The sequence below is a fragment of the Flavobacterium faecale genome (assembly GCF_003076455.1).
Taxonomy (GTDB): Bacteria; Bacteroidota; Bacteroidia; order Flavobacteriales; family Flavobacteriaceae; genus Flavobacterium; species Flavobacterium faecale.
Genome location: NZ_CP020918.1, coordinates 3471624 through 3496386 on the forward strand (window position 1 = coordinate 3471624; position 24763 = coordinate 3496386).

Consider the following 24763-nt stretch of genomic DNA (forward strand, 5'->3'; position numbering starts at 1 on the left):
ATGAAAGAATTATTTGATTTATCAGGTAAAGTTGCACTTGTAACAGGTGGAACTCACGGAATTGGAATGGCATGTGGAAAAGCACTAGCAAAAGCGGGTGCAAAATTATGTGTAAACGATATTGATGACGCAAAATTAGAATCTTGTAAGGCTGAATACGCTAAAGAAGGTATTGAGGTTTACACGATTAATTTCAATGTATGTAGTGAAGATGGTGTAGATAAAGGAATTAGTACAATTGAAGCAGAAGTTGGACCTATTGATATTCTAGTTAATAATGCAGGAATTATCAAGCGTGTACCCATTTTAGATATGCCAATAGCTGATTTCGAATTAGTACTTAATGTTGATTTAGTTGCACCATTAATTTTAGCAAAACGTGTAGCTCCAGGAATGATTAAAAGAAGACACGGTAAAATCATTAATATGTGTTCTATGATGAGTGTTTATGGTCGTCAAAATGTTTCAGCTTATGCAGCAGCAAAAGGTGGTTTAAAATTATTAACAGCCAATATGTGTTGTGAATGGGCAAAATATGGTCTACAAATAAATGGGATTGGACCTGGTTATATAGCAACTGAACAAACAGCGCCGATTCGTGTTGGTGGGCATCCTTTTAACGATTTAGTAATGACTCGTACACCTGCAAACCGTTGGGGAGAACCAGAAGATGTTGGAAATGCTTCTTTATTTTTAGCTTCAAAAGCAGCAGATTTCGTAAATGGTCAGGTTTTATACGTTGATGGAGGAATTTTAGCAAATTTCGGATATGTAAAAGGCGAAAACGACATATAAATTCTTAAATAACTCATCTGGTTAATAAAATAAATAAATATGAGCGTTTTAGATACATTTAGTTTAAAAGGAAAAGTAGCCTTGGTTACAGGTTGCAAAAGAGGAATTGGTAAAGCTATGGCAATTGGATTGGCACAAGCAGGTGCTGATATTATTGGTGTTAGTGCTTCATTAGAAACGGAAGGAAGTGCAGTTGAAAAAGAAGTAACGGCTTTGGGTAGAAAATTCAAAGGGTATACTTGCGATTTCGGCGACAGAAAAGCATTATATGCTTTCATCGAAGCAGTTAAAAAAGACTTCCCTACAATCGATATTTTGGTAAACAACGCAGGAACAATCTTAAGAGCTCCAGCTGCTGAACACCCAGACGAAATGTGGGACCAAGTGATTGAAGTAAATCAAAACGCACAGTTCATTTTAACTAGAGAAATCGGTAAAGAAATGATTGCTAGAGGAAGTGGAAAAGTGGTTTTCACGGCTTCATTATTAACGTTCCAAGGAGGAATAACTGTTCCTGGCTATGCTGCTAGTAAAGGTGCTATTGGTCAATTGACAATGGCTTTTGCTAACGAATGGGCAGGAAAAGGGGTTAATGTAAATGCAATTGCACCTGGATATATCAACACCGATAATACAGAAGCATTGCGTAATGACCCAGTTCGTTCGGCTTCAATCTTAGGTAGAATTCCAGCAGGTCGTTGGGGAAAACCTGAAGATTTTGCAGGACCAACCGTATTCTTATGTTCAGATGCTGCTTCTTACATGCACGGTACCACGATGCTTGTTGACGGTGGATGGATGGGACGATAATCAAAAAAACAAAAAATGATATTACTACAAAGAATAGCCTTTATCGCTTTAAGCATACTATTTTTTATGACAACTTCAGTCCTGGCGCAACCCGGGTCTGAAGTTTCTCATAAAGACAACAGCCAGTTATCACAAGATTTGAGTGGTTTTAAATGGAAAATGAAAATGATGTTGCCTGGCGAAGGTGTCAAGGCCGGATTACACCAATTACCACCAGAAGATATTGAGACACTAGTGTGGAATTCTGCACAAGTACCAGGTGATGTGTACACTGACTTATGGAAAATAGGTGCTATCGAAGATCCTTACTTTGGACGTAATAGCGTAAAAGCACAATGGGTAATGCACTACGAATGGTGGTATGCACTACAATTCAATGTTACTCAAGATTTAAAAGATCAATTGGTTCGAATTGATTTTGACGGAATTGATTATGCGTGCGATATTTGGTTGAACGGAAATTACTTGGGAAGTCACGAAGGTGCTTTTTCACGTTTTTCATTCGATGTAAATAAATACATTCGCAGCAGCAAAAAAAACTTAGCCAGTACTAATATGTTAATGATTAGATTGGCTCCTCCCCCACAAGTCAACGCCAAAGTTGCAGGAAGAAAAACACCTTGGTTTGGCGATTATTGGAGAGATTTAATTCCGTTTGGAATTTATAGACCAATCAAAATGGTTTATACTGGAAAAACAAGAATTAAAGATGTTTACCTACGACCAAAAATCGAGGACAATAACAATGCAAAAGTAACGCTAGAGGTTGAAGTTGAAAATACAGATTCACAACCCAAACAAATGACGTTTACTTCGACTATTCAAGGTAAAAACTTTGAGTCTGAAGTAATCAAAACAGAATTTACCGAGACGATTGCTCCCGGAAAACAAACAATCAAAAAAGACATTTTTATAAAAAATGCACAATTATGGTGGCCTTGGGATTTAGGAAAACCCAATTTGTACATCAATAAACTGTCCTTGGTAGAAAACAAAATCAACCACGATTACAAAGAAACAACTTTTGGTATTCGTGAAGTAAAAATGGAATGGAATCCTGGTTTTACTAGAGATGAAGTGAGTTTTCCTAGAACTACGCTCATTAATGGTAAAAAAATATACATTCGATCGGCTTGTTGGGGCGGACCTCCAGACATTTTTACTGGTCGTACGTCTGACGAAAAATACCGAAAATTAATTCAGCTTGCCAAAGAAGCAAACATGAATAATATTCGAATATTTGGATGGCACCCCTCTGAATTACCTATTTTTTACGAATTGTGTAGCGAAGCTGGAATTACAGTTTGGAATGATATTATTCCACTAGGAACTGGAAATTTGGCTAGAGATGAGGAATTTATAGCAACCACAATTGCCGAAGGAGTTGCCGTAATTAGAGAACGACGCAATAACCCATCATTAATTATGATGGAAGGTGGCGAAGAAATGATGTTGCGTTCTGCCGATCCTGCATTTACTAGAATGTTCTTGGAGCGTCTTGGAAAAGCATTGCAAGCAGAAGTAGATTTACCTTACGTTCCCGATTCTCCTATGACCGATGAACCTTCACAAGAAGCAGGTTTTAAACCAAAAGAAGCTATTCATGCACTTGCCTATTTCTACGGAATGGGGCATTTGCCTATGGAAGATTGGTACAAAAAAATAGATTTTCCGATTGTACCTGAGTTTGCAATCACCTCTGTTCCCAATATCGAAAGTTTGAAGAAATTTATTCCAGCGAATGAAATCTGGCCTCCGGGACCAAGTTGGGGACATCACTGGGCAGATTTGGACCGATTGAGAGCGCAAAACTTTGATGCTTTTGGTAGCGAAAAAACAGGTTCATTACAAGAATTTGTAGATGCAACACAAGATTCTCAAGGGATTATCTTTCAATTAGGAATCGAACATTTTAGACGTAACAAACCCAAAAATAGTGGTGTTGCGCTTTGTCACTTTATTACCTACTGGCCTGATATGAAATGGGGAATTGTAGATAATTACCAACAAACAAAACGTTCCTACGAATTTGTAAAAACGGCCTATCAACCACTTTTAGTCAACTTGGATTTTGCTAAAAGAAGATGGCACAACGACGAAATTTTTCAAGGTCAAATTTGGATTGTGAATGATTTCTACAAAGAATACAGCAATTGTGTTGCCAATTTCACAATAGAAAACGACAAAGGAAAAACCATCGAAAAAGGATCTTTTGAAGTTTCTAAAGTTGGCGAAAACAGTTCCCAAAAATTCTTTGATATAAAAACAGATAATCTTAAAAAAGTGAAATCTAATTTTTATGTCAAATTAGAATTGAAAGATCAAAATGGTGTGGTTATTTCAACCAATAAATACCAATTTTTGATTGGAGACCATGACCAAGCAGCCAAAGAATTCAAAGAAATGGGTGCTGAAATTAGAAAAAGAAACGGAATCTATAAATATTCTAATTACAACCAATTCTACGATAAATTAACGCGTGAAAATGGTGAAGAATATGAAAGTGAAACCGATACTGTAATAGCAAGAGGATTTAAAAATAAAAAATAATTTAAACTTATAAAAATGGCAGAAATTAAAGAATACCAATTATTTATAAACGGCGAGTGGAGAACTTCTACTTCTGGTGCTACAATTGATGTTTTAAGTCCTTCTACTGAAGAGATTGTTGCAAGAGTACAAAATGGAACGGCTGAAGAAGCTCTTGAAACATTAGCTCATGCGGATAAAGCACAAAAAGAATGGAAAAAGAAACCAGCTAGAGAAAGAGCTGATTTAATGTATAAATTCTCTAACGAAATTAAAGCTAACTCTGAATATTTAGCGCAATTAATCGTAAAAGAACAAGGTAAATTACTTAAAGTTGCTCGTTTTGAAGTTGCGGTAGCTTCGTCATTTATCGAATATGCTTGTGAAGGTGCACGTCGAATTGAAGGAGACATTATCCCTTCAGACAATGCAAACGAGCAAATTTGGATTCAAAAAGTACCTCGTGGAGTAATTGTAGCGATTACCGCTTGGAACTTTCCATTTGCACTAGCAGCACGTAAACTAGGACCAGCTTTGATTGCGGGAAATAGTATTGTAATCAAACCAACATCCGAAACGCCATTATCTACTTTAGAGTTAGGAAACATAGCGAACAAAGTAGGGATTCCTGCCGGAGTAATCAATATCCTTACAGGTCCTGGTAGAGCTATGGGGAATGCTTTGGTAAAAAGTCCAATAACCAAAATGGTTACTATGACAGGTTCTACCCCGGTTGGGCAAGATATTGCTCGTAATGCTGCCGAAAATTTAACGCATGTACAATTAGAATTAGGTGGTAAAGCCCCTTTTATCGTTTTTGCAGACGCTGATATTGACGCTGCTGTAGATGCTGCTTTGCATTCTCGTTTTGACAATTGTGGTCAAGTGTGTACCTGCAACGAACGTATGTACTTACACGAAGATATTTATGATGTTTTCATGGAAAAATTTATTCCAAAAGTAAAAGCATTAAAAGTTGGTGACCCAATGTTGGAAGATACAGATATGGGACCAAAAGTAAACGCCGCCGAATTGAAAGCGATGGAGCATTTGGTAGCTGTAAGTGTAAAAGAAGGTGCAACAGTTGCGACTGGAGGTAACAAACCAACAGGTCCTGGATTTGAAAAAGGATATTGGTTTGAACCAACTATTTTGACCAATGTAACACAAGATATGACTATTGTTCATGAAGAGTCTTTTGGTCCAATATTACCAGTACTTAAATTCAAAACTTTTGAAGAAGTGATTGGTTATGCAAATGACTGCGAATATGGTTTGGCTGCAATGGTTTTCACCAATGACATGAGTACTATCATGAAATGTAATGACGAATTGGAATACGGAGAAATATATGTAAATCGTGGTCATGGAGAGCAACACCAAGGTTTCCATAACGGATACAAATTATCTGGTTCTGGTGGTGAAGATGGAAAATATGGTTTTGAACAATATTTAGAAAAGAAAACTTTCTACATTAGACATAAAGCTTAAATAATTTATATCATGAGAATATTCAAATTTAAAACAATTTTTAATTTATTGCTGATTGCATTGATGTTCATCTCTTTAAGTTGTAAAGCTAAAGATGAAGAAAAAGCAACCAACAAGGCCAAGAAGCCAAATGTGATTGTAATTTACATGGATGATTTGGGTTATGGAGATTTGAGCAGCTATGGTGCAACGGAAATCAAAACACCAAATATTGACAAATTAGCCAATAATGGGGTTCGTTTTACAAATGGATATGCTACATCTGCTACCTGTACGCCAAGTCGATACGGTATCTTAACAGGAACCTATCCATGGCGTAATAAAGATGCGAAAATTTTGCCTGGAACCGCTCCAATGTTAATTGGCACCTCTCAGAATACATTACCAAAAATGTTTAAATCTCAAGGATATGCAACAGCCGTTGTTGGTAAATGGCATTTAGGTCTTGGTACTGGAAATGTTAATTGGAATGAACATATTAGTCCAAGTCCAAATGAAGTTGGTTTTGATTATTCCTATATTATGGCTGCGACTCAAGACCGTGTACCGACTGTTTATATCAAAAATGGAAATGTAGTTGGTTTGGATCCAAAAGATCCTATTGAAGTGGATTATGATAAAAATTTCCCGGGAGAACCAACCGCTATTTCAAATCCTGAAATGTTAAAAATGACTTGGCATCACGGTCACAATAATAGTATTGTGAATGGAATTCCAAGAATTGGTTATATGAAAGGTGGAAAATCTGCCAAGTGGAATGATGAGGAAATGTCTGAAAATTTTCTAGCGCAAGCCCAATCCTACGTGGTTGAGCATAAAAATAAACCTTTCTTTTTATACTATGCATTGCAACAACCACATGTTCCTAGAACCCCAAGTCCTAAGTTTGTTGGGAAATCTGGAATGGGACCACGAGGAGATGTGATCTTAGAAGCCGACTGGATTATTGGAGAGTTTATAAAAACTTTAGAAAAAGAGGGTTTGTTAGAAAATACGCTAATCGTTTTTTCTAGCGATAATGGCCCTGTTCTAAATGATGGTTATAATGATGATGCTGTAGAAAAAATAGGAAAACACGACCCAAAAGGTGGTTTACGCGGAGGAAAATACAGCCTGTTTGAAGCGGGTACTAGAGTACCTTTTATTACCTATTGGAAAGGTAAAATTCAACCAAAAGTGTCCAATGCATTGGTCTGTCAAATAGATTTATTTAATTCTTTAGCGCAATTAATTGGTAGTAGTGAAAAGACTTCTGATAGCGAAAATATTTTAAATGCATTTTTAGGAAAAAGCGAACAAGCAAGAAAATCTTTAGTCGTTGAGGCAAATTCAAACACCGCTTATAAAGAAGGAAATTGGATCCTTATCCCTCCTTACAAAGGAGTTGCACTGAATAAAGAAGTAAATATAGAATTAGGAAATTCTTCAGACTACCAATTATTTAATGTAGCCAATGACAAAGCAGAAAAAACAAACCTTGCTAAATCAAATCAGAAAAAGTTAAAAGAGATGATCACTAATTTCGAGAAAATCAGAGGTACCGATTATAAATTATCTGCTCCTCCTCTTGAATTAAAATAAATCGAGCTGGACTAAAATTTAGCCCTATGATTATGCTGTTTTAACAAATTTATCGCAAGAATACTATTTAAAAAAACGATTCGTATTTAACTTAAAACCAAGTACAAATTAGAATATGAAAAAAAATATCATTTTACTTTTGATTGGTGTATTTGCAATTTCAAATGCACAGGTAAAAAAATGGGATAATCCCAAATCAAATGTATTGATTACCATTCCACAATGGGAAGTAAATGATATTGTTTTTCATACAAAAAATAGGATTCAAAATCCATTCGATAAAAATGTATTTGCTCTTGTAAATGCTAATAGAGATTCGCAAAAAGTTCCTTTATTTTTTAACGGCAACAACACTTGGGTATTGCGTTATTCAAGTGCCTCAGAAGGAATTAAAAACTTTACTATTACTGGTGATTTAAAAGAATTATCGGGTAAAAAAGGTACTATTTCGATTCTTAAAAACACTAAAAAAGACCGTCATGGAGGTATAACTACGTCTAAAGAAAATCCGCAGCATTTTTTCTACCAAGATGGCAAACATTACAGCAATTTGGCTTTTGAATGCGATTGGTTATTTGCTCTTGATTACGGTCAAAAAGAACTATCCAAAACCAATCAATTGCTAGAAACGATTCGTCAAAATGGTTTTAGCCAAATTGTAATGAATCTGTACACCTATGATGTTTCATGGCCCAAAGATCCTTTACTAGCTCAACATCCAGAACATGAATACGGCGGAAGCGAAAAGATGTTTCCTTTTTTAGGCTCAAATTCGAAACCCGATTTTAGTTCGCTCAACGTTGCTTTTTTTGATCATTTTGACAAAGTAATTGCTTCGATGCACGATAAAGAATTGGTGAGTCATTTGATGATTTATGTTTGGAACAAAAAAGTCGCATGGCCAGAAATGAATTCTCCAGAAGACAATAGGTATTACGATTATGTGATCAAACACTACCAAGCGTTCCCGAATATGATTTGGGATGTATCCAAAGAGGCTTTGCATTATGGCAGAGCGACCAATGAATACATATCTGAACGTATCGCTCGTACCAAAAAACTAGATGGCTACCAAAGGCTAATCTCTGTACATGACTATGGTTTTTGCAGAAATCATCCCGATGAAGTCGATTTTATTTCGACTCAAAACTGGAGACACACCCTCTATCAGCATATGATAGATGCACGTACTGATTTCCCCAACAAACCTATTTTCAACATCGAACACGGCGGTTATGAAGAAGCACCATACAAGGTTTTTCCTGGCGCTTATACCAATGCCGAATCTTGTTTAAGACGAAATTACATGTGCTTTTTTGCAGGTGCGTACAGTACCTATTATTGGCAAGGAACTTCTTGGAATGCCATAATTCACAATCCTTTTGAACAAGCCGAAGGCGTTTACAAACCGCGTTTTGATTATTTTTCTCATATGCGAAAATTATATGATACTTTTAATATTGAAAACTTCAAGCCCTCACCTAATAATAATGGAAGCGGCTATAATTTGAGTAATGAAAAAGAGGGTATTATTATGTTGTTTATGCCTAAGGAGAATTTTACCATTATGTTTGATGGTCTAATAAACAAGGATTTTTCTAGCGCAAATGCTACACAGCAATGGTTCAACACCTATACGGGTGAATTTTCGGAAGAAAGAAAATACGAAAAAATAAAAGATAATTTTTGGCCTTGGCAACCTTGGCGTGGAGAAGCAGATACGATTCTTATTATTCGAAATCTAAAATCTAAAAAGAAATAAAATTTTAAAAATTTAAATAGACAAACATGAATACTGCTATTAAAAATGTAAAAGTACAATTGTTCAAAGTGCCTTTACCAGAAATATTAAATGATGCCAAACACGGTGATCATTCTCATTTTGAATTAATTACTACGACGATCACTCTTGAAGATGGATCGGAAGGAACTGGATATACCTACACGGGTGGAAAAGGTGGTCATGCCATAAAGGCTATGGTGGAGCATGATTTTGCTTCCGTTTTAGTTGGGAAAGACGGTACAGACATTGACGGAATCTACGATTTCATGGAATGGCATGTACATTACGTAGGTCGTGGCGGAATTGCTTCTTTTGCTATTTCGACTATCGATATTGCCCTTTGGGATATAAAATGTAAAAAAGCTGGTTTACCGCTATGGAAAATGGCTGGTGGACAAGGAAATACCTGTAAAGCGTATTGTGGCGGAATCGATTTGATGTTTCCTATCGAAAAGCTTTTGAACAACATGAAAGGCTACATGGAAAGAGGTTTCACTGCTGTGAAAATCAAAATCGGTCGTGAGAATCTTGAAGAAGATTTAGAACGTATCAGAGCCGTACGTGAATTTGTTGGTCCAGACGTTACTTTTATGGTAGATGCCAATTATTCAATGTCGAAAGAAAAAGCCATTCGTGCTATCGAAGGTTTCAAAGACCAAAATATCACTTGGTTTGAAGAGCCAATTATTCCAGACGATTACAAAGGCTATGGCGAAATTGTTGACCAAACCGGTTTTCCATTGGCAATGGGTGAAAACTTACATACGATTCACGAATTTGAGTACGCTTTTGACCAAGCCAAATTATCATTTATCCAACCTGATGCTTCCAATTGTGGCGGAATTACAGGATGGTTGGCAGCAGCACGATTAGCAGACAAACATAATATTCCTGCTTGTTCTCACGGTATGCAAGAGCTACACGTAAGCTTGGTTTCGGCACAACCTAATTCAGGATGGCTTGAAGTACATAGTTTCCCAATTGATGAGTACACCACTCGTCCTTTAGTGGTAGAAAATCATAGAGCTGTAGCACCAGATTATCCTGGTACTGGAGTCATATTCGATTGGAATAAATTAGCGCCTTTCGAACAAAACTAAGTCTATTAACACCAAAAAACAACCACAATGCAAACAACCAAAAGCAATTTTGCCACCCATAATAATCAAGAAATTGATTTATTCACCTTAACAAATGATAACGGTATGACCGTAAAAATCATGAATTATGGTGCTACAATAACTTCAATCACTGTTCCTAATCAAGATGGAACAAGAGATGAATTGGTATGTGGATTTGAAAATTTTGACAATTACTTTTCTAAAGATTACGCTGCAAATGCTCCTTATTTTGGATCCATCGTTGGACGTTATTCTTCGCAAATCAAAGATGCTAAATTTACCTTAAACGGAAAACAATACGAGTTGGCACCAAACTGCGGTGACAATAATTTACATGGAGGTGTTCTTGGCTTTGACAAAAAAATATGGACCGTAGAAACTTCTAACCTTAAGGATGCCACAGGGGTCAAAATGTCACTTATAAGCAACCATCTTGAAGAAGGTTTCCCAGGAAATGTAGTAATACAAGTTTCATTTAGTTTGAATAATGCCAACGAATTAAGCATTAAATACCAAGCCAATCCTGATGCCGACACTCCCCTATCATTGACAAATCATACTTATTTCAACCTATCAGGATTTGTAGATTCTATCGAGCACCATTTGGTTCAAGTTCAAGCTGGCAAAAAACTAGCCATGGATGACACTGGAGCCGCAACAGGCGAAATCGTTAACCTTCATGGACAAAAAGATGATTTGAGAACTTCTCAAACGATCAAAGACGTCCATACCAAAATGGACGATGGTTTTGAGCACTACTATATTTTCGATAAAAACAATTTCGAACTTGAAAAAGTAGCCGAAATCAATTGCCCTTCAAACGGACGCAAACTAGAAATTAGCAGTTCTGAACCTGGCATGTTATTCTACACCGGAAAATACACTTCAGATGCCATTGTGAGAGAAACAGGAGAACAATTTGGGAAATACCGTGCTTTCTGTTGTGAAACCCATCGTTATCCAAACGGAATCAACATGGAAAATGCTCCAAACTGCATTACAAAAGCAGGAGAAACATTCGAAAGTGAAACCGTTTTTAAACTATCTTTCTAGTCAACAAATAAAATTAATTAACCACCACACAATACAAAAATTATGATCGAAGGAATATTATTAGCCATATTTGCAGGCTTGATGCTTGGCTTATACGCGCTACCAGAAAAATTTACCAAGGATTTCAAATATGAAAACACTTGGAGTTTGTTCTTTTTACTAACCATGTTCGTCGTGCCTATCATCGCATCGGTTACTTTAATTGATGGTTTTTCGACTATTTTCAGCGAAATGCCAACAGATATTTTAATCAAAATGGGATTGGCTAGTTTCCTGTGGGGAATCGGAGTGATGATGTGGAGTAAAGCCATCAATTACATCGGTCTTTCATTAGGATTTTCGTTATTTATCGGAACCGTAATTTTAGTTGGTTCTCTACTTCCATTTATTGTAGAAGACCTTCCTCCTGCTAACAAATTAACTTTAATTCTTATCGGTTTATTCATTGTTTTGATTGGAATTTTCGCCAACGGAAAAGCAGGATACGCTAGAGAAAGCGCTGAGAAAAAAGAAGAAAGTACCGATTCTAAATCAATGACGACCGGAATCCTTATCGCTGTTATTGGTGGTTTATTGGCAACTGGTTTCAGTTATGCCAATGCAGTGGGTCGCCCGTACTTACATGACGCATGTCAAGCGCAAGGAAACGCCGATTGGATTACTGCCGTAGCTGTTATGTTTCCAATCTTCATCAGTGGTGGTCTAGTTATGACTGCTTATTTTGTATGGCAATTATCTGCCAAAAAAGCTTGGAACGACTTCAAAACACCATCTTTTAGCAAAAACTTTTTCTTGATTTTGGTAATGGCTGTTTTTCATTACGCAGCTTCTGCTTTGTTTGCTTTCGCGGCTTTCAAACTAGGAAATAGCGGAAATACTGTTGGTTACGCCATCTTCAATACTTCTTGTGTAGTAACTGCCATCATGAGCGGAATCGTAACCAAAGAATGGATCAATGCCTCGGCCAAAGCTAGAAATTTCCTTTACCTAGGACTAGCTTGTATGGTTGTCGGCATTTTGTTTGTCGCTTTTGGAAACGGAGCTTAATAACTCTATCAGATAGATTTTTATATGTTTAAGTATCATTGAGAAGATTAATTAACTAATTTTCTCAATGATTTTTTTTTAGAACTAAACCAAAAATTAATTTATGAGTACATCCAAAAAAATACAATTCTGTAGTAGTTCTGTTTTGGCGTTACTATTACTACTTTCGATCAATAGCTTTTCCCAAAACACTACCGATGGTTTTCCTTTTATGCTACCAAAAGAAAAACCAAACCGAAAATTAAGTCGGGCAATGGAACGATTATATGACAACTACTCGGCTCCAAAACCAGAAGACAATGAACTTTTCTCTCAGTTTAAATACACCGAAATCAAAGGTTTTGATTATAACAATCATGACGGAAAAATTAGTCGTAGGGATCCCTCCAAAATCATTTTGCACAACGGCAAATATTATGTTTGGTACACCTACCGAAATACAGTAACACCGCCACAAGGAGCAGATAAAAGTAGCGAAACCATTCCGTCATCAGATTGGGATTTGGGCGAAATATGGTATGCAACCAGTACCGACGGTTTCAACTGGAAAGAAATAGGCGTGGCTGTCAAAAGACCTGCAAAACCAAATGTTGGCTGGCGTGCAGTTACCACTCCCGATATCTTAGTTTGGAAAGGTAAATTCTATTTGTACTACCAAGGTTTTATGGAAGCCAGCGGAAAAAGAGGTGACGATTGCCCAGTTGCCGTTTCCTATGCCGATTCGCCAGATGGCCCTTGGACTGCCTACAACAAAGTCGTAATTCCAAATGGTGCCAAAAACGAATGGGATCAATTCTCGATTCACGATCCTTATCCCTTAGTTTACAAAGGAAAAATATATTTATATTACAAATCCGATACTGGTATTACGCCACATTGGGTGCGCATGCAAGGTCTCGCAACGGCCGATAATCCTTTGGGTCCCTTTACCAAAAATCCTTTAAATCCAGTTATTTCATCAGGTCATGAAACCTCTTTGTTTCCTTTTAAAAGCGGTATTGCAGCTTTGGTTTATAAAGATGGTAATGAGCACAACACGATTCAATATGCTGAAGATGGCGTAAATTTTGAAATTGCATCCATAACCGAATTAATGCCCTATGCTGCCGCTCCTTTTGTTCCCGATGCTTATACAGACACCAAGGACGGCAGGGGAATTACATGGGGACTTTCTCATTTTATCAATCAAGGTGAAAAAGGAAAAAACCATTCTATTATGGTGCGATTTGATTGCGATCTGAGTCAAGATCTAAATGATCCCGAAATGAAAGAACACCGCGTTAATCATGACGTCGATGTATACCTGAGACAAGGCCTAAGCAACAAACAAAAACAACGCATTACTCAAGAAAACAAATAATCTTTTTTAGAATAGAAAGAAATATCATAACCCGTTTAATTCATTTTAAACGGGTTTTTTGTTTTCAATTCTAATCAAATTTCAGTGCTTTTTTAGGAGCAGAAATATTCCGCTTTTATGTGAATTTGGTTCCTGTTCTACGCTATATCTTTGCTTTTTTAAAGAAAAAAAGCAAAGGATGCCGCTGCGATCAGGGCTATCAGGAAATACCGTACTTTTATGTTGTTTTTTCCATAAACAATCCAAAATCAACTATCCGAAGCCCTCTAAACACCCAATTAACCATATGTTGCATCCTTTTAATCATAGTAAACAAAGGCATCTATACCAAAAAACTACTTTTATGAAAAATTTAAACCCAACAATGCTTCAGCTACTTCCAATAAAAAAACAACAGCTCCTTTTTGTCCTTATTTCGGGCATGATGGCGTTGGGATGTGGCCGAAAAACACAAAGTATCACCACAGCAACCAACAGGCAATGGCAAGAAGTAATTGCTACTGATGGCTCCAAACCAGTTGCGCGTCATGAAGCAGCTTTTGTGGGCATCAAAGACAAAATGTACCTATTAGGCGGACGCGGCATCCGTCCCGTAAGCATCTTTGACACACAAACAAAAAAATGGACCCTAGGCGCGAAAACACCTATTGAGTTGCACCATTTTCAGCCCGTAGTATACCAAGACAAAGTCTACATTATTGGCGCTTTAACAGGACAATACCCTGCAGAAGTTCCTGTTCCCGTAATTTATATTTACAACAGCACAACGAATACCTGGAGTACAGGCGATACCATTCCGCCAGCAAGACTAAGGGGTTCAACTGGAAATGTGATTCAAAATGGCATTGTTTACCTGAGCTGCGGCATTACAAACGGCCACATTGATGGACATCAAAAGGAAATGGACAGTTACAACATAAAAACTAGTGAATGGAAAGTACTTCCAGATGCTCCAAGATCAAGAGATCACTTTCAAGCCGTTGTAGCAAAAAATAAAATTTATGTCTTAGGTGGTCGATTATCACAAGCACCTCAAAAGACATTTTCAGAAACTATAGCAGAAGTAGATGTATTTGATATTAAAAAAAATACTTGGGAGACCATAAAAAATCCTATTCCAAACCAGCGAGCAGGAACATTTGCCACCTTTTTCAATAACAAAATTTTGGTAATAGGTGGAGAATCGATTCGACAAAACCAGGCACACCATGAAATAGATGCCTTAGATATTGATACAAATACTTGGAGCGTTTATCCACATTTAATCACAGGACGACATGGTACTGGAGTGGTAACCTATAAGAACCAACTTTATATCGCCTCTGGTTGTGGCAATCGTGGAGGATCACCAGAATTACAAACAATGGAAAAATACTAATTACTATATAAAAATGAGAACAATAAAAATCACGACGCTATTAAGTGTTTTAATTATTAGTTGCGCTTCCAAAAACGAAGCACAAACGTCCAAAAACAGCAAACCCAACGTAATTCTGGTTATGACCGATGACCAAGGATACGGAGATCTAGCAGTTCACGGAAATACGATTATAAAGACACCCGAGATTGACCAGTTTTATAAAGAGAGTTACCACTTAACCGATTTTCACGTGGGCCCTACCTGCGCCCCTACCCGTTCTGGACTTATGACCGGACGCTATGCGGACGAAGTAGGAGTTTGGCACACAGTTGGTGGTTGGTCATTGTTGCGTGAAAACGAAAAAACATTAGGTGATATGTTTACCCAAGCAGGTTACGTTACTGGTGGTTTTGGTAAATGGCACTTAGGTGACAATTATGATTTTAAACCTGAAAACAGAGGTTTTCAACAAACCGTGATGCACCAAGGTGGTGGAGTCGAGCAAACTCCTGACTATTGGGGGAATACCTATTTTAATGACACCTACTTCAAAAACGGAAAACCACAAAAATATACTGGCTATTGTACGGATGTATTTTTTGGAGAAGCGATTGACTTTATTAAAACAAACAAAGACAAACCGTTCTTCTGTTACATTGCAACCAATGCGCCACACGGTCCGTACAATGTACCTGTTGAATACTACAATATGTACAAAGACTTAAGCGATGATGTACTATCTGACTCTCAAAAACGTTTTTACGGAATGATTACCAATGCTGATGAAAATTTTGGTAAACTAAGAAAATCTATTAAGCAACTTGGTATCGCTGACAATACGATTTTGATTTTCATGACCGATAACGGAACATCAAACGGTTACAATAATAAGGATGGAAAAGTAAGAGGTTTCAATGCTGGTATGAAAGGAAATAAAGGTAGTGAATACGAAGGCGGACACCGTGTACCCTTTTTCATTTACTGGAAAAACGGAAAAATAACCGGTTCAAAAGATATTACTGCTTTGACAGCCAATGTAGATATCATGCCTACTCTTGCCGACTTATGTGGAATTCAATTACCAAAAGGTCACTTAGAATTGGAAGGAAAAAGTTTTGTACCCTTGTTGAGAGGAAAAGCTTTTGATACCAACAGAATTCTAATCACCGATTCGCAACGTGTACAAGAACCAAGAAAATGGAAAAACACTTCGGTGATGCAAGACAAATGGCGATTAATCAACGGTAAAGAATTGTACAACATCACGAATGATCCTGGACAAAAAAACAATATTGCTAGTAAAAACCCAAAAAAAGTTGTTGAATTAACCAACTTTTATGACCAATGGTGGAACAAAACAGTACCAACGTTCAAAGATGTGGTTTCGTTTAAAGTAGGAACCAAACAAGAAAACCCTATTACCCTAACCGCACACGACGTACATGGCGCTGAAGGAAAACAACCTTGGAATCAAACACTAATTCGTAATGGAGCCATGGGATTGGGCTATTGGAACGTTGATATTGTGGAAGAAGGAAACTACGAAATAGAATTACGTCGTTACCCTATCGAATCGAAATTAGCGCTTAATGCCGTTGCCAAAGGCATATCAAAACAAGAACTACCTGGTTTAGAAAATCCAGTTCCTGCTGGAATAAAAATGAATTATGTAACAGCGATTGTTCAATTTGGTAATGGAAATAAAGAAGAAACAAAAGTAGATCCAAACGCACTTTCGGCAAATTTCAAAATGCATTTAAAATCTGGTAAGACCATCTTGAACGCCAACTTCATTGACAATAAGGGACAAGAAAACGTAGCTTACTATGTTTATATCAAAAAAGTATAATCTCAGATAAAGAGACGAATTTTAAAATCAAAATCAACTAATCCAAAAACCACAACAACCATGAAAAAATTATTAGTTATTGCTGCCTTAGCACTTTGTACAACTGCAATGAATGCACAAGAGAAAAAAAGTCTTGAAAATGGTGCCAAAGAATTGAATTTACCTATTGAGCAAGTAGACCAATTAAAATCCATGGCAGCCGAAAGAACGCAAAAAATTCAAGATGTAAAAAAACTAAAACTAGAGAGCGCAGAAGAAAAAGCCAAAATTCAAGAAATCAACAAAGAATATTGGCCAAAAACACAACGCATCCTAGGACCAGAAAAAATGAAAGAATGGAATGCATATTGGCAAAAATAAAATCTAGTACAGAAATTAAGGAGCGTTTAAAAACGCTCCTTTTTTTTTGAAAATTAATAAAACTGTAATCTATTTCCATTTGCTCATTTGTTATCATCTTAGATTCAAGTGATAAATGCAACACTCCTTATTTGTTTAAATAAAGCCTACTGATAAGTCTTGAAGATCTAGATCTTCAAGACTTATCAGTAGGCTACGAAAAAAATTTCTCTTATTTTTGGGTTACTAAGCACAAAAAAAAGATGTCACATTTAACGATTGAACAAAGATACGAAATTGCTACACTTCGTTCACAAGGATTTTCAATGAGTAAAATTGGAGGGTTTATAGGTAGAGATAAATCTGTAATTTCAAGAGAGCTATCCAGAAATTCCGATCAAAGAAATAATGTTTATAAAGCTAAATTAGCCCAAAGTAAGGCCAGTATTCGACAGCATGAAAAAGCTAAGAAAATACGCTTTACTGAACAGATAAAAGCACGTGTTATTCATCTTTTAGAAGAAGATTTCAGTCCTGAACAAATAGTAGGATATTGCAGTGATAAAAACTTTGAATGTGTTTCGATTGAAACAATTTATCAATTCATTTGGAGCGACAAAAAGAAAGGCGGACAACATTATAAGCACCTACGCACAAAAGGAAAGCGATATGCTAAAAGAGGGGCTTTAAAAGGCTCAAGAGGTATTATTAAAGATAGAGTTGGTATTGAAAACAGGCCGTTGGTTGTAGAAGAAAAGCAAAGAATTGGGGATTTAGAAATTGATTTGGTAATAGGTAAAAATCACAAAGGAGCTTTGTTAACAATAAATGACAGAGCATCAGGTGTGCTTAAAATGGCTAAAATAAACAGTAAGGAATCACAAGAAATTCAGGAGAAATTAATTGAATTATTAATGGATTGGAAGCCCATTTTGCACACCATTACATCTGATAATGGGAAAGAGTTCGCTAACCATAAAAAAGTATCTGAAATATTAGAAATCTCATACTTCTTTGCCAACCCATATTGTAGTTGGGAAAGAGGTGCTAATGAAAATTTAAATGGTTTAGTAAGACAATATTTTCCAAAAAAATATAACTTTGATTTAATAACAGAAGAAGAGGTTTTAAGAGTAACAAATAAATTAAATAACAGACCCAGAAAAAGATTTGGTTTTAAAAGTCCAAATGAAATTTTTGAGCAAAAACTTAAACAATGTGCATAAGGTTGCATTTGTTAATTGAATCCACCAATAATAACTTCTATATAGTTTTTTTTTTATAACGTATAAGTTGAGGTCCGTGTTAAGTTAAACAGATGATTGTTATATTTTTAAAAATCATGCGTTTACCCTGAATGTCTTTGTAAGTACATTTTAAGGATACATTTCAACTATCCAAGGTGTTCTTTTATTTAGAAAACCATATCGCTTAGTATCAAAATCATCTGTTAATCAAAAAACAGATACTATTCTTCATTTTTGTATATCCAGAAATCAGATTACACTCACCTTCTAAACGTGAAGACACAAATGAAAAACAATACGCTTCTTAAAATGGCACTAATTGCAATTGCCGTAATTTCCTTTTTCAATTTCGAAACCAAAAAAACTTGGGATGTTCGTGATTTTGGAGCCAAAGGAGATAACAATACGCTAAACACAAAAGCCATTCAGTCCGCAATTGACGCTTGTAATCAATCTGGCGGGGGAACTGTTCTTATTGAAGACGGAATCTACATTTCGGGTACGCTATTATTAAAAGATAATGTAACCCTAAAAGTAGAGAACAATACAACACTTTTGGGTAGCGACAACCCAAATGATTACATTAGCATTGATCCTTTTGTCGATGCCACAGGACAACTGCGCGGAAAATGTTTGGTTGGAGCCATAGATGTAAAAAACATCGGGATTATTGGAAAAGGTACTATCGATGGCCGAGGAGAACTTTTTACACCCAAAAAAGTAGAAGAAACGCTAAAACGCATTGGCGAAAAAGAAAAACTGTCGCAACTGGACTTAAAAGAAAGTGCTTTGTACGACGGTGGAAAAGTCAAAAAATTTGACCGCCCGTTTTTGGTTCGTTTGGTGCGTTCCAGCACTATTTTATTAAAGGACATTCACCTTCGTCAGCCTGCTGCTTGGACATTGCACATCTTTCAATGCAACGATTTTGAAATCGATAAAATTGATATTCACAGTCACGCCAATCAAAATAATGATGCCATAGATATTGATTCTAGCACCAACGGATTGATTAAAAATTGTACGATTGATTATGGTGACGATGCGATTTGTTTTAAAACAACCAGCCCAAAACCGACACAAAATATAAAAGTGCTTAATTGTAAAATTAAAAGCGAATGGGGTGCCATAAAATTTGGTACCGAGTCCATGGGCGACTTTCGCGACATTACTGTAAAAGATTGTTTTATACATGATACAAGAGGTGGTGGAATCAAAATTTTGAGTGTTGATGGAGCCAATATCAACAACGTTTTGATAGACAACATCAAAATGGAAAATGTAGAAATGCCTATTTTTATTCGCTTAGGTGAACGTGGATTGGTCTATCGTGACACACCCAAACAACCCGTAGGTACGATTAATAATGTGGTTATTTCCAACATTAATGCCGTTTCTAGAAAACTAGAAGATTGCCGAATCAAACCTACCGTTGGTTTCTTTTTCACCGGTACACCCAACCATAAAATTGGGAATATCAAATTGAAAAACATCAAAATCAGTTTACCTGGTGGTGGAACTGAAAAAGACAACGAAATTATAGTTCCCGAAAATGAATTACAATATCCCGAATTCACAAAACTTGGCGCCGTTCCTGCTTATGGTATGTATGCTCGACACATCGAAAAATTAGAAACAAAAAACATCCATTTCTCTTTGCAAAACAGTGATAAACGAAAAGAAATTGTGCTGGAGGATGTTAATTAAAAAATAAAAGATAAACTATTTAATTTGGGCGTGACCCTTCGTAATCCCGATAGCTATCGGGATCGGGTCGGGCTCCCGACGCTTCGGGACACTACAATCTTTTTTGGGGCAGAAAAAGCCCCAAAAAAGGATTTCCGCTACTATCCCTCACGCAAAAAAATAAAATTGAACTCAAATTACAAGACATTAAAAAGTAAATCGGAATAACTATGTACAAAAAAGCCTTGGTATTTTGTTTAGCACTTAGCCTCAACATTGGTGCTCAAAACAAACCGCAAACAATCAAAAAGAAGTACGACGACAGTTGGGAATCGATTCGTGCAGGCTACAAAGTACCAGAATGGTTTAAAGATGCCAAATTTGGAATTTTTCTACATTGGGGGCCTTACGCCGTTCCTGCCTATAGTAGTGAAAAATTTCCAAAAGGTATTTACGACCAAAAGTGGAATAAAGGAGGCATGAATCCGTACAGTTACCACAGAGAACATTATGGAGATCCATCAAAATTTGGATACAAAGACTTCATTCCGATGTTCAAAGCTGAGAAATTTGATGCTGAAGAATGGATTGCGTTGTTTAAAAAATCAGGTGCCCGTTATGTAGTTCCTGTTGGAGAACATCACGATGGATACGCCATGTACAATTCTAAAGTAACACGCTGGAATGTTGTGGAAACAGGCCCTAAAAAAGACGTAATGAAAATGCTAGCCGATGCTTGTAGAACACAAGGATTAAAGTTTGGTATGTCATCGCACTTTGCCTACAACCGTTTGTATTACTACAAAAACGACCCAACTTGGGATACCAATGACCCTAGATATTTTGATCTATACGGAGAGCCTGTTGAACCAGGAGCTGCGCCAACAAAACAATATTTGAACCTTTGGTGGAATAGAACCACCGACATGATTGACAATTACAAACCCGATTTGCTTTGGTTTGATTACGGTTTGGATGATGCTGGTTTTGCACCCGTACACAAAAAAATCCTTTCGTACTATTATAACAAAGGCGAGGAATGGAATAAAGAAGTTGTTTTTCAAGACAAAAACATGAAATACCCATCTTTCCCAGAAGATTTAATTGTTCTGGATTTGGAGCGTGGACGAATGGATAATATCAACAAATACCCTTGGCAAACAGACACTTCTATTGGAAAAATATCTTGGGGATATATCGACAATGAAGAGTACAAAACAGCCGATTATCTACTAGATGAACTGATTGACATTGTGAGTAAAAATGGTTGTTTACTATTGAATATCGGCCCAAAAGCAGATGGAACAATTCCAGATCCTGCCAAGAAAATTTTGGCAACTATGGGAGAATGGCTTTCTGTAAATGACGAGGTGATTTTTAATACTCGCCCTTGGAAAATTTATGGTGAAGGTCCAACCAAAGTAGACAAAGGAAATCATACCGAAAAGAACAATAAAGACGCCGGTTTTGAAGACATTCGTTTCACTACAAACGGTGATGTATTGTATGCAACAGCTTTAGGTTGGTCAAAAGATGGCGTGTTTAACATCAAATCGTTGGCTACGAACAATGAATACGAAAAACGAAAAGTAGAATCGGTAACTTTTGTAAGCGGGAAAAACAAGCTCGACTGGAACCAATCTGCTTCAGGTTTAAAAATCACTGTAAAAGGCAACAAACCTTGCGAAGAAGCTTTTGCATTTAAAATCAAATTCAAAAAATAACCACTGGGTGTTAAACTAATTCATTTTCGAAAATAAACCAAAAGCATTAACTAAAGTCTAAAAAAATAAAAAATACCTTAATTCAACTAAAATGAGAAAAATACATTATTTATTAGCTTGTTTAGCATTGGTAACCACCTTCAAAACAGCAGCACAAGAAAAACCAAATATCCTAGTAATCTTAGCCGATGATTTGGGTTATGGCGATGTAGGATTTACTGGTTCTACCGAAATTAAAACGCCCAATTTAGACCAATTAGCAAAGAATGGTGTGATTTTCAAAAATGGCTATGTAACGCATCCGTACTGTGGACCTTCTCGTGCTGGTTTAATTACGGGACGCTACCAAGCCCGTTTTGGATTGGAAATTAATTTGACCAACTCCCCTTTTGACATGTATAATGGATTGCCACTTACAGAACAGACTTTTGCCAACCGACTCAAAAAATCGGGTTACACTACGGGAATAATAGGAAAATGGCATATGGGAGGTTCAGAACCTTTTCATCCAAACAATCGAGGGTTTGATTATTTCTACGGATTTTTGGCAGGCGGTCACTCCTACTTTCCTGAAAATGTAAAAACCGTTGCACCATTAGTTTCTGAGAAAACAGGAGAACCAGCGTATAGCGCTAATGAGGGCAGCTATCATCCTTTGACACGTAATGATAAAGCTGGAGAATTCACTGAATATCTTACAACAGCACTTAGTAAAGATGCTGCAAAATTTATTGGTGACAGCAAAAAACCATTCTGTTTGTATATGGCCTATAATGCGCCACATTTACCACTAGAAGCTCCAAAAGAAACGATTGACAAATATAAGAATATCAAAGATCCGCAACGTAGAGTGTATGCTGCTATGATTGACAAAATGGATGAAGGAGTTGGAATTATTATTAAAGCTTTGAAAGATTCTGGAAAATATGACAACACTTTAATATTCTTCTTGTCGGACAATGGTGGTCCAAGAGCTGAAAAGCAAGGTCATGGTTTTGCTTTCAACGGTCCATTTGTGGGCGGAAAAGGTAGTATGCACGAAGGAGGTTCTCACGTTCCTTTCTTTTTACATTGGCCAAATGGGAATTTGAAAAAAGGTGTTTTTGAAGGATTAGTATCCTCTTTGGATATAGCGGCAACGGCTGTAGCGCTAGGAAATGGAGATACCTCAGGCGAAAAACTGGAAGGAACCAACTTGATTCCGTTCCTAACAGGAGCTAAAAAAGGAACGCCGCATGATGCCTTGTTTTGGAGAATGGACGATGGAAAAGCATGGTCTGTTCGAACTGAAAAAACGAAATACCTGCTGGAGGGATATGGTAAAAATGTCCAACCAGAATTATTTGACATGGAGAAAGACCCTTATGAGTCGAACAATATTGTATCTAATTCCGCAAAAGATAAAGCAGCTATGGCAAAACTCTGGAACGAATGGAACCAAGGCAATATATCAAACAGCTTCTTGCAAGCAGGTCCTTACCAAAAAAAGCGACTAGAAATGTATAAAAAACTGTATGATGATTTACACGAAAAAGCTAAAAAGCAAAAGCTTTTGATTATTGAATAATCTGTCTATCCTCTTTTAATAGATAATTAATTGTCTGGCTGTAAGTTTCTTGATATCGTTATTATTTAGAAACTTACGGCAGAACAATTTACTTCCAGTTTTTCTACAATAAATACTAGTAAAATTAGATTTTGTGTAACTCTACGATTACACTTTGGATTGAAATATAATATAATCAATTCAAAACTTCCAGCGCAACCATTTTGCAACTTACATCGGTACGTTGCAATCCACTAACTTCAAACAAGGCGTTAAAATATTTGGCCTTATTTCCCAACTGTTTTTGAAAATCATCTAAATATTCTTTGTCTGTAAATTGCTTGATCGTAGCCATCACACCAATATCATTATTGGACACAAAATACAGAGCCGTTTTTCCTTTGCTCAAACTAATACACGAAACCATAGCATATTCTTTTTTGCTGTTTTTATCTTGTTGTGTATCATACAAAATGGTCTTTCCGTTGGCACTATATTCAAAACCATCATTAAATATTTTGAAAGCTTTACTGTCTTTCAAAAAGAAGGTCTTAGACATGTTCATTGTTTTAAACTGTCCAATAAACAAGATGTTATTTTGAGTAATATCATCATAATTGAGCTCACTTTCTAGCTTTAGATCAAAATCACTGCTGTAGTCCGAAAACCAGTCTGCAATAGATTTGATACAATAAGGTGCCATTTTCGACATCAATGTATAATCCGTCATTTGCAGGTTATTTATTGGTGTTGTAGTTGTGTAATCAACAAACTCATTTCCGTTATTGATATTGGCGTAGATTACACCGTGAACCCTACCATCACTTAGTTTTTCATGCACTACATATTGATCAGAAACTACCACCAAGTTTTTTGCATTCGAGTCAAAATAAGGCTCCCAAAGAACGGCGGGTTTATTAACGAAATAAAATCCTGCTCCTATTATTATTCCAATTATAATTATTGAAAGTCCGACCAGTTTGAGGTATTGAAGCGGAATGGTAACGGTAGCTTTAGTTGTCTTTTTTTGTTTCGAAAATGTTTCTTGACTAATGAAATTTAGATTGTACTGTCCTTTGTTTATTTTAAAAATAATGGGTTCATCAGCTCCTTCTTTCGAATAAAATTCATCTAATTTTTTTCGCAAATTATATACATACGAACGAACAGTACCATCATTTTTGTCAAGACTATAATTTTTCGAAAAAAGGTCCAAACCGATAGTAAACTCTTTTACATCTTCGTTAATAAGTGCTTTTTCGACCAAATAATTCAAAAGCCTTGTGTACACGGAAGAATTAGCAAACAAAGAATGTTTTCCTATTCTCTCCAAGGCATCTTGTATAGCTGTTTTTTCTTTTTCGGACATCATAAGGTCAAAAATAAGGTTTTTTTTGAAAGAAAGGAAGCCTACAATTTGAAGTCTGTTATTATTTGAATTA

General features: G+C 36.5%; 18 protein-coding genes. 17 read left to right on the plus strand and 1 reads right to left on the minus strand.

Going from position 1 to position 24763, the window contains the following annotated elements:
- The 17 genes from FFWV33_RS14710 to FFWV33_RS14790 all read left to right on the plus strand — a co-directional run bounded on the left by FFWV33_RS14710 (position 1) and on the right by FFWV33_RS14790 (position 23342).
- A complete protein-coding gene (locus FFWV33_RS14710) occupies positions 1-795 on the plus strand; it encodes a gluconate 5-dehydrogenase (protein WP_108741608.1) in 795 nt (264 codons plus the stop codon).
- A gap of 39 nt (positions 796-834) precedes the next feature.
- Complete coding sequence (locus tag FFWV33_RS14715; protein ID WP_108741609.1) at positions 835-1605, plus strand: SDR family NAD(P)-dependent oxidoreductase; 771 nt, start codon at positions 835-837, stop codon at positions 1603-1605.
- A 15-nt stretch (positions 1606-1620) separates the two neighbouring features.
- Positions 1621-4155, plus strand: coding sequence for a glycoside hydrolase family 2 protein (locus FFWV33_RS14720; protein WP_108741610.1), 2535 nt, complete (start codon positions 1621-1623; stop codon positions 4153-4155).
- 15 nt (positions 4156-4170) lie between these two features.
- Positions 4171-5625: an aldehyde dehydrogenase gene (gene aldA, locus FFWV33_RS14725; protein ID WP_108741611.1), complete on the plus strand. Its 1455-nt coding sequence runs from the start codon at positions 4171-4173 to the stop codon at positions 5623-5625.
- A 12-nt stretch (positions 5626-5637) separates the two neighbouring features.
- Positions 5638-7206, plus strand: a complete 1569-nt coding sequence (locus FFWV33_RS14730; RefSeq protein WP_425433135.1) for a sulfatase family protein — start codon at positions 5638-5640, stop codon at positions 7204-7206.
- Positions 7207-7321: 115 nt separating this feature from the next.
- Positions 7322-8968 carry an apiosidase-like domain-containing protein gene (locus FFWV33_RS14735; RefSeq protein ID WP_108741612.1) on the plus strand — a complete coding sequence of 549 codons (1647 nt, stop codon included), beginning with the start codon at positions 7322-7324 and terminating at the stop codon, positions 8966-8968.
- A gap of 26 nt (positions 8969-8994) precedes the next feature.
- A complete protein-coding gene (locus FFWV33_RS14740) occupies positions 8995-10089 on the plus strand; it encodes a mandelate racemase/muconate lactonizing enzyme family protein (protein WP_108741613.1) in 1095 nt (364 codons plus the stop codon).
- A gap of 27 nt (positions 10090-10116) precedes the next feature.
- Entirely contained in the window at positions 10117-11163 is a 1047-nt protein-coding gene (locus FFWV33_RS14745) for an aldose epimerase family protein (protein WP_108741614.1), read from the plus strand.
- A 42-nt stretch (positions 11164-11205) separates the two neighbouring features.
- Positions 11206-12210, plus strand: a complete 1005-nt coding sequence (locus FFWV33_RS14750) for an L-rhamnose/proton symporter RhaT (protein ID WP_108741615.1) — start codon at positions 11206-11208, stop codon at positions 12208-12210.
- Between the two features lie 103 nt (positions 12211-12313).
- Entirely contained in the window at positions 12314-13570 is a 1257-nt protein-coding gene (locus FFWV33_RS14755; protein WP_108741616.1) for a glycoside hydrolase family 117 protein, read from the plus strand.
- 343 nt (positions 13571-13913) lie between these two features.
- Positions 13914-14948, plus strand: a complete 1035-nt coding sequence (locus FFWV33_RS14760; RefSeq protein ID WP_159086037.1) for a Kelch repeat-containing protein — start codon at positions 13914-13916, stop codon at positions 14946-14948.
- Between the two features lie 13 nt (positions 14949-14961).
- Positions 14962-16779 (plus strand): arylsulfatase, encoded by a 1818-nt coding sequence (locus FFWV33_RS14765; RefSeq protein ID WP_108742571.1) that lies wholly within the window; start codon positions 14962-14964, stop codon positions 16777-16779.
- A 60-nt stretch (positions 16780-16839) separates the two neighbouring features.
- Entirely contained in the window at positions 16840-17139 is a 300-nt protein-coding gene (locus FFWV33_RS14770) for a hypothetical protein (protein WP_108741618.1), read from the plus strand.
- 242 nt (positions 17140-17381) lie between these two features.
- The gene (locus FFWV33_RS14775) at positions 17382-18344 is read left to right on the plus strand and encodes an IS30 family transposase (RefSeq protein ID WP_108739654.1); all 963 of its coding nucleotides are present in this window, start codon (positions 17382-17384) and stop codon (positions 18342-18344) included.
- A gap of 306 nt (positions 18345-18650) precedes the next feature.
- On the plus strand, positions 18651-20072 hold the full coding sequence (locus tag FFWV33_RS14780; RefSeq protein ID WP_245891529.1) for a glycoside hydrolase family 28 protein: 1422 nt from the start codon (positions 18651-18653) through the stop codon (positions 20070-20072).
- Between the two features lie 209 nt (positions 20073-20281).
- Positions 20282-21775, plus strand: coding sequence for an alpha-L-fucosidase (locus FFWV33_RS14785; RefSeq protein WP_108741619.1), 1494 nt, complete (start codon positions 20282-20284; stop codon positions 21773-21775).
- 91 nt (positions 21776-21866) lie between these two features.
- Positions 21867-23342 carry a sulfatase family protein gene (locus FFWV33_RS14790; RefSeq protein ID WP_108741620.1) on the plus strand — a complete coding sequence of 492 codons (1476 nt, stop codon included), beginning with the start codon at positions 21867-21869 and terminating at the stop codon, positions 23340-23342.
- A 175-nt stretch (positions 23343-23517) separates the two neighbouring features.
- Here the strand turns inward: FFWV33_RS14790 and FFWV33_RS14795 are convergent, their stop codons facing one another.
- Positions 23518-24693, minus strand: coding sequence for a hypothetical protein (locus tag FFWV33_RS14795; RefSeq protein WP_108741621.1), 1176 nt, complete (start codon positions 24691-24693; stop codon positions 23518-23520).
- Positions 24694-24763 lie beyond the last annotated feature (70 nt).

Bases quoted from the DNA above. Each gene is read 5' to 3' on its own strand.
- FFWV33_RS14710 (WP_108741608.1), top strand. From the start codon at position 1: ATGAAAGAATTATTTGATTTATCAGGTAAAGTTGCACTTGTAACAGGT.
- FFWV33_RS14715 (WP_108741609.1), top strand. From the start codon at position 835: ATGAGCGTTTTAGATACATTTAGTTTAAAAGGAAAAGTAGCCTTGGTT.
- FFWV33_RS14720 (WP_108741610.1), top strand. From the start codon at position 1,621: ATGATATTACTACAAAGAATAGCCTTTATCGCTTTAAGCATACTATTT.
- aldA (WP_108741611.1), top strand. From the start codon at position 4,171: ATGGCAGAAATTAAAGAATACCAATTATTTATAAACGGCGAGTGGAGA.
- FFWV33_RS14730 (WP_425433135.1), top strand. From the start codon at position 5,638: ATGAGAATATTCAAATTTAAAACAATTTTTAATTTATTGCTGATTGCA.
- FFWV33_RS14735 (WP_108741612.1), top strand. From the start codon at position 7,322: ATGAAAAAAAATATCATTTTACTTTTGATTGGTGTATTTGCAATTTCA.
- FFWV33_RS14740 (WP_108741613.1), top strand. From the start codon at position 8,995: ATGAATACTGCTATTAAAAATGTAAAAGTACAATTGTTCAAAGTGCCT.
- FFWV33_RS14745 (WP_108741614.1), top strand. From the start codon at position 10,117: ATGCAAACAACCAAAAGCAATTTTGCCACCCATAATAATCAAGAAATT.
- FFWV33_RS14750 (WP_108741615.1), top strand. From the start codon at position 11,206: ATGATCGAAGGAATATTATTAGCCATATTTGCAGGCTTGATGCTTGGC.
- FFWV33_RS14755 (WP_108741616.1), top strand. From the start codon at position 12,314: ATGAGTACATCCAAAAAAATACAATTCTGTAGTAGTTCTGTTTTGGCG.
- FFWV33_RS14760 (WP_159086037.1), top strand. From the start codon at position 13,914: ATGAAAAATTTAAACCCAACAATGCTTCAGCTACTTCCAATAAAAAAA.
- FFWV33_RS14765 (WP_108742571.1), top strand. From the start codon at position 14,962: ATGAGAACAATAAAAATCACGACGCTATTAAGTGTTTTAATTATTAGT.
- FFWV33_RS14770 (WP_108741618.1), top strand. From the start codon at position 16,840: ATGAAAAAATTATTAGTTATTGCTGCCTTAGCACTTTGTACAACTGCA.
- FFWV33_RS14775 (WP_108739654.1), top strand. From the start codon at position 17,382: ATGTCACATTTAACGATTGAACAAAGATACGAAATTGCTACACTTCGT.
- FFWV33_RS14780 (WP_245891529.1), top strand. From the start codon at position 18,651: ATGAAAAACAATACGCTTCTTAAAATGGCACTAATTGCAATTGCCGTA.
- FFWV33_RS14785 (WP_108741619.1), top strand. From the start codon at position 20,282: ATGTACAAAAAAGCCTTGGTATTTTGTTTAGCACTTAGCCTCAACATT.
- FFWV33_RS14790 (WP_108741620.1), top strand. From the start codon at position 21,867: ATGAGAAAAATACATTATTTATTAGCTTGTTTAGCATTGGTAACCACC.
- FFWV33_RS14795 (WP_108741621.1), bottom strand. From the start codon at position 24,693: ATGATGTCCGAAAAAGAAAAAACAGCTATACAAGATGCCTTGGAGAGA.